The sequence below is a fragment of the Rhodococcus sp. BE178 genome (assembly GCF_050433545.1).
GTDB lineage: Bacteria > Actinomycetota > Actinomycetes > Mycobacteriales > Mycobacteriaceae > Prescottella.
In genome coordinates this window covers 1-7,451 of record NZ_JBNPXA010000033.1, presented here as the reverse complement: position 1 = coordinate 7,451, position 7,451 = coordinate 1, and the positions used below count along the sequence as shown (strand labels likewise).

Sequence of the window (7,451 nt, the reverse complement as noted above, 5' to 3'; positions counted from 1 at the left end):
GCCCAGTGGAGCCCCAGAGAACGAACTCGAACATGCCCACATCATAGGACTCGATACGCCCGCCTTCCCGAGAATCGGGCGTATCCGAGAAGAGCATGCGGAGGTCGGCGACAACCTCGTCAATGAACACGGTCAGACGGCGATGAGCGTGAACAGTCCGAAGTACCCTGGCCTCGCTGTGGGCGATGACCAGCCATTGAGGAGACACGCCCTAGTTGATCAATCTCCCGGCGTCGACTACCGCAGCGGGTTGTTGCCATCGCCGAAGCCCACGGCGACTCACAGGGGCAACGCCGGCCCGGTCCGCGCGGGGCGCCACGCGGACCGGGGACGGGATCACTTGGCCAGCAGGCCCTTCGCGATGTGGGTCACCTGGATCTCGTTGCTGCCGGCGTAAATCATGAGCGACTTGGCGTCACGCGCCAGCTGCTCCACCTTGTACTCGGCCATGTAGCCGTTGCCACCGAACAGCTGCACAGCCTCCATCGCAACCTCGGTGGCAGCGCGCGACGAGTACAGCTTCATCGCCGACGCCTCCGCGAGGGTCACCTTGTTGCCGGCAGCGGTGCGCTCGATCGCGTTGAACACCATGTTCTGCACGTTGAGGCGGGCGACCTCCATCTCGGCCAGCTTGAGCTGGATGAGCTGGAACTGCGCGATCTCCTTGCCCCACAGCTTGCGGTTCTTGGCGTAGTCGATGGACAGCCGCTGGCACTCGTTGATGATGCCGAGCGCGATCGACGCGATACCGATGCGCTCGGCCGCGAACGACTCCTTCGCACTCTCCTTGCCGTCGCCCTTCGCCGGGGTCTCGGTCTCGCCGAGCAGGCGGTCCTTGGTGATGCGGACGTTGTCGAAGAACAACTCGCCGGTGGGCGAGGAGTTCATGCCCATCTTCTTGAACGGCGGGCTCTGCGTGAAGCCCTCCATCCCCTTGTCGAGGACGAAGCCGAGGACCTTGCGGTCGCGGCGGTCGACGGAGGCGTCGCCCTCGTCGAGCTTGGCGTAGACGATCGTGACATCGGCGTAGGGGCCATTGGTGATGAAGGTCTTCTGGCCGTTGAGGATGTAGTCGTCCCCGTCGCGGCGGACGTACGACTTCATGCCACCGAATGCGTCCGAGCCCGAGTCGGGCTCGGTGATGGCCCACGCGCCTACCTTCTCCATCGTGACGAGGCCGGGCAGCCAGCGCTTCTTCTGCGCGAGAGTGCCGCGGCTCCGGAGGGTGCCGGCGGCGAGGCCGACGCTCACGCCCAGCGACGTGACCAGACCCAGGCTCACACCCGCGATCTCGCTGTTGAGGATGACACCCATGCTGCCGGCGCCGCTGAAGCCGCCCGACTTCTCACCGGACTCGGGCAGCGTCTCGCCGCGCTCGCGCGCCTCCTCCTTCGCGAAGGACTTCTCGAGCGCCTCGGTCGCCATCTCGTCCATCCCGAAGGTGGAGTACAGCTTGCGAATGATGTCGAACGGGGGCAGCTCACCGCTCTCGAGCTTGTCGACGTGTGGCTTGACCTCCTTGTCGATGAAGCCACGCAGGGCGTCGCGGAACATCAGGTCGGTATCGGACCACTCGTACATGTGAACTCCAGTCGGTGCGTATCGAAGAGCCGGGCAGCAGCAGGTGGGACCGCCCGTGGCGGCCGTCACACCCGAATATAGAACAGGTTCTCGTTGCGTGAGGCGCCCGCTCCCAGTGCGGGGATTTAGTTAGTGCACGACTTAATCGTGTATTATTCATCGTCATGACGACGACCATCGAGCAGGACATCGACTGGGGCGACACGGACCCGCTGGCCCTGGACCGCCAGGTGTGCTTCGCGCTCGCGGTGGCCAACCGTGCGGTACTCGCCGTCTACCGCCCCCTCCTCGAGCCCATGGGACTGACACACCCGCAGTACCTCGTGATGCTCGCGCTGTGGGGCGACGCACCGATGTCCGTCAAGGAGATCGGGCAGGCCCTGCAACTCGACTCACCGACGCTCTCGCCGCTACTGAAGCGACTCGAGTCGAGCGGGCTGATCACCCGCACCCGCAGCAGCGCCGACGAACGACAGCTCATCGTCGAGCTCACCGACGCCGGCAAGGCCCTGCGCGCTCGTGCCGAACTGATTCCCGGCGCGGTGGTCCAGCGCCTGGGCGTCAGCCTCGCCGAACTCGAGGAACTCCACTCCGTCCTCACCCGCGTCAACGCCGCCGCCCTGCGCGCCGGCGCGCTGCACGAGTGAACCGCCCCTTCCAGACAGGTACAGGTACACAGGACATGTCCAGCAACACCACTTCGAAGGTCAAGCGGCCCAACCCGTTCCAGTGGGTCGCGTATGCGTGCGGCCGCAGGCTCCCCGACTCGATGCAGGACTGGGTCCGCAACGACCTGATCGGCGACTGGGCGGTGCCGCGGCACATGGTGCGCAGCATGGTGCCGTTCATCCCCATCTTCGCCGCGTTCTTCCTGTTCCCCGGTCCGCTGTGGCTGCGCGGTTCGATGGTGCTGCTCGGAGTGTTCCTGGCGCTGTTCTTCGCGGCTGCCTACATGGAGCAGAACCGTCGTCGGCGCCTCGAGAAGCACGGACTGCCGGCCGACCTGGAGAATCCGAGGAAGGTCGCCCGCTACAACGCCGAGAAGGCCGCGTACGAGAAGGCGCACCCGCACACGTTCTAGGCGTTCCCTCCCCGCGCACGTCGGGCGTCGAGGGCCGAGCCGAGCGTCATGATGCCCTCGTAGCAGCCGGGGTCGATGCCGGCGAGGTCCCGGATCCGGCCCAGCCGGTTGTTGACGGTGTTGGGATGCACCCCGAGGGCGTGCGCGGTCCGGGCCCGATCGAGATCGTGGTGAAGGTAGGCGTCCAGGGTCTCCAACAGCTCGGGGTACGGATCGAGCGGCAGCAGCCGGTCCGCCAGGTACTGCTGCCCGGCGGTGGGCCGGGACAGCTGGAACGGCAACGCCAGATCCTTCAGCTGGTACACGCCGGGTCCACGACCCATACGCGACGCCAGCTCGAGGAGTTCACGGGCCAGTCCCCCCGATGCTTCCAAGCCCCCGCGCCCGGCGGGCTCGGTCACCGCCGCCGTCACCGGGGCGGCAGCGGTGTTCGACACTGCCGCCGCCAGTTCGACGGCCACGCGGTACCAGTCGGCGTCCGCGGCGGCCTTGCGAGGCACCAGAAGCGTCGCGCCGTCCACCTCGAGGATCGCGAGGATCGGCGGCGGCCCCCAGCCATCGATCACGCGCCGGGTCCGCGACTGATCGGACCATCGGCCGGGCGGATCCGGCGGTGGGCCACCACGCCTGATCACGAGGACCGAATACTCGTCCGCCAACTCGATCCCGCACCAGCGGGCGGTGGGGTCGGCATCCTGCCCGGCCAGCAGCAGACGCGCGAGCAATTCCTTCGACGGCTGCTCGTCCCCCTCCAGTGCGATCCGCTCACTCTCGTAGGACTCGACGACGGCCCGCGTGACGACCTCCTGCAGGCGCAGCACCGCGGCCGCGATGTCGACCAGCGCCGCGGCCCGCTCCCCCGCCGCAGCGACACGGCACTCGTCGAGCAGGATGCGGCCGAAGCGGTGCCAGCTGTGGAGCACCGCGGACAACGACGCGCCGTCGGCCGCGGCCTGCACCGCGCCCTCCCGGACCGGCCGTAGCTCGTCCGCCGTGAATGTCCGGTTCTCCCGGATTGCCCGGGCCGCCAGCGCGAAGAATCGACGGGTGCTGCGCTGCAACAGTTCCGGATGTCGCGAAGCGGGAACAACGGGTCGGTCACCCTGTTCGAGTGCAACGAACCTGACGTCCAATCTGTCCAGGATCGCGATCACCGCGGCGTCGGGCGCATATCGAGTCAGCTCGCCCTCGGACGGCATGCCCGGAACGATACGCCGCACCCGCGCCGACCGCGGCAGATCGGACGGGCCGGTCCGGATGCCACACCTGAAGGCCGACGCTCCGGCAGCCGCAGCCGCAGCCACCGAAACTCGTTCGAACGCGTGGCTCAGTGCCCTGATCGCTACCGCGAATGCCGCGTCTGGTCGAGCATGGCGAGGTAGGTGTCGAGCTGGGCCGCGCCGGTGAGAAGGTTACGACTGCGCGCGGTCAGCCGGTCCTGCCAGGAGTCGAGGAAGGCGCTCAACGCGGCCGCACCGCCGGCCTCGCGCAGCGACGCGATGAACTGAGCGACCTGAGGCAGCAGATACCCGCCTCGGCGCAGCTGTCGTGCGATCTCGGCGTCGCGCACACAGTCCGGCCCGTAGTGGCGATAGCCCGTTGCGCGGTCGCGTTCGGGGCGCAGGATGCCGTGGGTCTCCCAGGTGCGCAGCGTCGCCGGATGCACGCCGAGCCGGCGTGCGAGTTCACCCACGGTCAGCGGTGAGCCGTGGGCAGGCGCCGGCGTCGTGACGGACAGGCCGCCCAGCGCCGCCTCGACCTCGGTGCGGGTATCGCGTTCGGCAAGCAGCGCGCCGTGCGCGGCGTCGATGAGCCGGTAGACGGACTCCGTGTCACCACGGTTGGTCGCGCGCATGATGTCCATCGCCTGCTGATGCCCGTGGCCGCCGCGCAACGCGAGGAAGGCGCGTAGAGCCTGCGCATGCAGGGGCGTGTAGCGCCGATACCCGGCCTCGCTGCGCTCGGTCGGCGGGAGGACGCCCGCGTCGTCGTAGTTGCGGATCGCCTGGGCGGACAACCCGTGTTCCCGGGCGAGATCGATGGGTCGCAGTGTGTACCTCCGTTTGAGGCTTTGAGCTCTTGGTGCCAGGGAAAACTTGGGAAAGTTTCACCCGATTCTTCAGCGATAGCGTCGAGGGTAGTTCTTTCCGGAAGGAGTATTCATGTCCACAGCCACATCGCTCCTCGCCATCGGCCGCGAAGTCGACGACGCGGAGAGCCTGGGCCGCGCCGTCGACGAACTGCTCGCCTCGCGGGCCGAGCCGCCGACCCTGCTCGCTCTCGGCGAGCCCACACACGGGATCGAGGCGTTCCCGTTGCTGCGCAACGAAATCCTCCGTCATCTCGTCGAACGGGGATACCGGTCGATCGTGTTGGAGACCGATTTCTTTGCCGCGGCCGCTGTCGACGACTACGTGACCGGAGGCCCGGCAGAGCTGGACACGGTGCTCGCGACTGGGTTCAGCCACGGGTTCGGCGCGGTGCCGGGGAACCGCGAACTCGTCGAATGGCTCCGCGAGCACAACGCCGGCCGCGCACCGCAGGATCAGGTTCGCTTCCACGGCTTCGATGCGCCGTTGGAGTTCTCCGGCGCACCGAGCCCGCGACGTGCACTGTCCTCGGCCGTCGAGTACCTACCGGGCGCACTGCGGCCCGAATCGGTCCGTGACCTCGACGCCCTGCTCGGCGAGGACACGGATTGGACCAATCCGGCGGCCATGTTCGACGCGGCAGCGTCCATCGGCGACTCCGACCGCGCTCGCGCGCTGCGCATCGTCGCCGACGACGTCGCCAGCGCGCTGCACCGCGCGGCACCCGGCCTGCGTCGCGCCGACCCGGCCGGCTACGACCACACCATCGCGCACGCGCGCACCGCCCAGGGCCTGCTGCGCTATCACGCGGCCATGGCGCGCCCCGCGGACGACCGCATCGCGACTCTGCTCAGCCTGCGCGCGGAGATGATGGCCGAAAACCTGCTCGCGCTCGTCGCCCAGGAGCGGCACCGCGGGCCGAGCCTGGCGTTCGCACACAACGCGCTCCTGCAGCGTGCGCAGTCCGACATGCCAGTCGATGAAGACAACGTGAACTCTTGCAGCGCAGGAGCACTCGTAGCACTCACCCTCGGCGAACGCTACATGTTCGTGGCGACCGACGGCAGTCCCCACAGCGATCCGGAAACCCTGCAGGGCGCACTGGCCGAGGCGACCACGCGGCGCGCCCTCTTCCCGGCACCAGCCCTGCGCGCCACGCTTCCGGCAGCGATCGACACCGGCGAACCGATCGCGCCCGGGCACATTCCGCTCAGCCCGGCAGACACGGACGGCGCCGATGCGGTCATCTTCATCGCCGACACCGACGGAAAACAGCATCAGTACTGGTAGCCAGTACTGATGACCGATGCCGAAGCGGATGCACAACGGACGAAGACTGTTTCGCGGGCACGCGTTAATTTTCGCCGTGTTTTGCGGCTCGACGTAGGCAAAGGCGACCGTGACGGGTCTCGCCGGCGAGGCCACCCTGATCAGCAACCACATCCGCGGTCTGATCGCCGGGATCCGCCCCGCACTCGAACGGGCAGTGGGCCGAAGATCAGCCATCCCGCTGTCCTCCAGATCCTGTCCCGTTTCGGTGGCCCGGCCGGGATCCGGCACCACCCTCGCGGTCAAACACGCACCATGCATGGGAACCCGGCTGGCCGAGGAGATCTCGCCGCCTTGGAAGTACAGACTGTGACGGCACCCGGCAGCAAGGCCGCTGAGACCGTTCTGCCGAAACTTGCAGACTCCCTGAAAGAGGTTCTGCAGCAACGTCGGAGTATCGCCGCCGGTGTCGAGAGGATGATCGATGATCACCCTCTGCCCCGCACCCGCTACTACCGCAAACGCGCCGAAGGCAAGAAACACAACGCCGCCGTCATCTGCCTCGCCCGGCGTCGATGCGACGTCCTGCACGCCATGCTCAAGAGTTCTACCGCACACCAGCAGCAGCGTGAGCTAGCCGCTGAGAGGGAACACCATGCACGTCGTCGTGGCATGCGCCACCAACTTGCCGTCCGCGTTGATGATTCTCCCCTCCGCGGTCGCGGAGCGTCGGCCGAGATGTACCACGGTCCCGACCCCGGTAAGACGCCCGCCAGTGATCGGCACCGACCGGATATAGTTGACCTTCAACTCCAATGTTGTGTACGACGTTGCGGCAGGCAGCGACGAATGCACGGCACATCCCATCACCGAATCCAGCAGCGTGGCCGAAATACCGCCATGCATCGTGCCCAATTGATTCGCGAACAGTTCCTGCGGCTCCAACGACATCACGACGCGGCCCTCTTCGAGGGCGTCGATCGACAATCCGAGCAACTGCCCGATGTTTGGCCTCCCCTCCTGCACCGACTCGAGATGCTGGAGTATCTGCAAGCCAGTCGCCGCGGCGAAGTCCAAATCAGTACTGCCGGTCAACCTCGTCCCCCTCGATCCAACAGCGTCGGCCCCTACCGGCGCACCCTTGCCGCGAGCATAGAGGGCCAGCGGCAGTTTCGAAGCCGACAAGGACATAGGGATACCCTCCTGTCGGCGGGCCGATCCGGATCGGCATTCCTTTCGACGCACCATATCTACGGGTCGGCTCGAGCGTCCGGCCAGCGGCCGGACCATTACGGGAAAAGCCCCAATACGAAACCCCCATTGACTCGAACATCAGTGGGTCTCCTCAGGTTTGTGTGGGTAGTTTCGGGTCGATTCCGCCGAGCATGAGATAGATCATCGAGGTCAGTGATCGTGCGGTGTGGTGTCCG

7 protein-coding genes and 1 pseudogene are annotated in these 7,451 nt (G+C 67.1%); 4 read left to right on the top strand and 4 right to left on the bottom strand.

The features are described from left to right. Nucleotides 1-336: 336 nt before the first annotated feature. A complete protein-coding gene (locus J2X34_RS28305; RefSeq protein ID WP_114722055.1) occupies nucleotides 337-1,581 on the bottom strand; it encodes an acyl-CoA dehydrogenase family protein in 1,245 nt (414 codons plus the stop codon). 164 nt (nucleotides 1,582-1,745) lie between these two features. Here J2X34_RS28305 and J2X34_RS28300 point away from each other — a divergent pair, with 164 nt between their 5' ends. Both J2X34_RS28300 and J2X34_RS28295 read left to right on the top strand, forming a co-directional pair. Then, nucleotides 1,746-2,228, top strand: a complete 483-nt coding sequence (locus J2X34_RS28300) for a MarR family winged helix-turn-helix transcriptional regulator (RefSeq protein ID WP_114722056.1) — start codon at nucleotides 1,746-1,748, stop codon at nucleotides 2,226-2,228. Between the two features lie 35 nt (nucleotides 2,229-2,263). Continuing rightward, the gene (locus J2X34_RS28295; RefSeq protein WP_114722057.1) at nucleotides 2,264-2,662 is read left to right on the top strand and encodes a DUF5313 family protein; all 399 of its coding nucleotides are present in this window, start codon (nucleotides 2,264-2,266) and stop codon (nucleotides 2,660-2,662) included. On the opposite strand, the gene J2X34_RS28290 is transcribed toward J2X34_RS28295, so the two are convergent. Both J2X34_RS28290 and J2X34_RS28285 read right to left on the bottom strand, forming a co-directional pair. Continuing rightward, on the bottom strand, nucleotides 2,659-3,861 hold the full coding sequence (locus tag J2X34_RS28290) for a PucR family transcriptional regulator (RefSeq protein WP_429520345.1): 1,203 nt from the start codon (nucleotides 3,859-3,861) through the stop codon (nucleotides 2,659-2,661). The two genes, J2X34_RS28295 and J2X34_RS28290, sit on opposite strands and share 4 nt — an antisense overlap. Nucleotides 3,862-4,004: 143 nt before the next feature. Further along, entirely contained in the window at nucleotides 4,005-4,712 is a 708-nt protein-coding gene (locus J2X34_RS28285; protein WP_429520346.1) for a MerR family transcriptional regulator, read from the bottom strand. 112 nt (nucleotides 4,713-4,824) lie between these two features. On the opposite strand from J2X34_RS28285, the gene J2X34_RS28280 reads away from it, so the two are divergent. Next, nucleotides 4,825-6,042, top strand: coding sequence for an erythromycin esterase family protein (locus J2X34_RS28280; RefSeq protein ID WP_429520344.1), 1,218 nt, complete (start codon nucleotides 4,825-4,827; stop codon nucleotides 6,040-6,042). A 118-nt stretch (nucleotides 6,043-6,160) separates the two neighbouring features. Beyond that, nucleotides 6,161-6,663 (top strand): annotated as a pseudogene (locus J2X34_RS28275) (IS110 family transposase); the annotation flags it as partial. Here J2X34_RS28275 and J2X34_RS28270 read toward each other — a convergent pair. Next, nucleotides 6,655-7,116 carry a PaaI family thioesterase gene (locus tag J2X34_RS28270; RefSeq protein ID WP_429520343.1) on the bottom strand — a complete coding sequence of 154 codons (462 nt, stop codon included), beginning with the start codon at nucleotides 7,114-7,116 and terminating at the stop codon, nucleotides 6,655-6,657. The pseudogene J2X34_RS28275 and the gene J2X34_RS28270 overlap by 9 nt on opposite strands. Nucleotides 7,117-7,451: the final 335 nt, after the last annotated feature.

Excerpts from the sequence above, each read along its gene's own strand:
- J2X34_RS28305 (WP_114722055.1), bottom strand. The coding sequence starts at position 1,581 with ATGTACGAGTGGTCCGATACCGACCTGATGTTCCGCGACGCCCTGCGT.
- J2X34_RS28290 (WP_429520345.1), bottom strand. The coding sequence starts at position 3,861 with ATGCCGTCCGAGGGCGAGCTGACTCGATATGCGCCCGACGCCGCGGTG.
- J2X34_RS28300 (WP_114722056.1), top strand. The coding sequence starts at position 1,746 with ATGACGACGACCATCGAGCAGGACATCGACTGGGGCGACACGGACCCG.
- J2X34_RS28280 (WP_429520344.1), top strand. The coding sequence starts at position 4,825 with ATGTCCACAGCCACATCGCTCCTCGCCATCGGCCGCGAAGTCGACGAC.
- J2X34_RS28295 (WP_114722057.1), top strand. The coding sequence starts at position 2,264 with ATGTCCAGCAACACCACTTCGAAGGTCAAGCGGCCCAACCCGTTCCAG.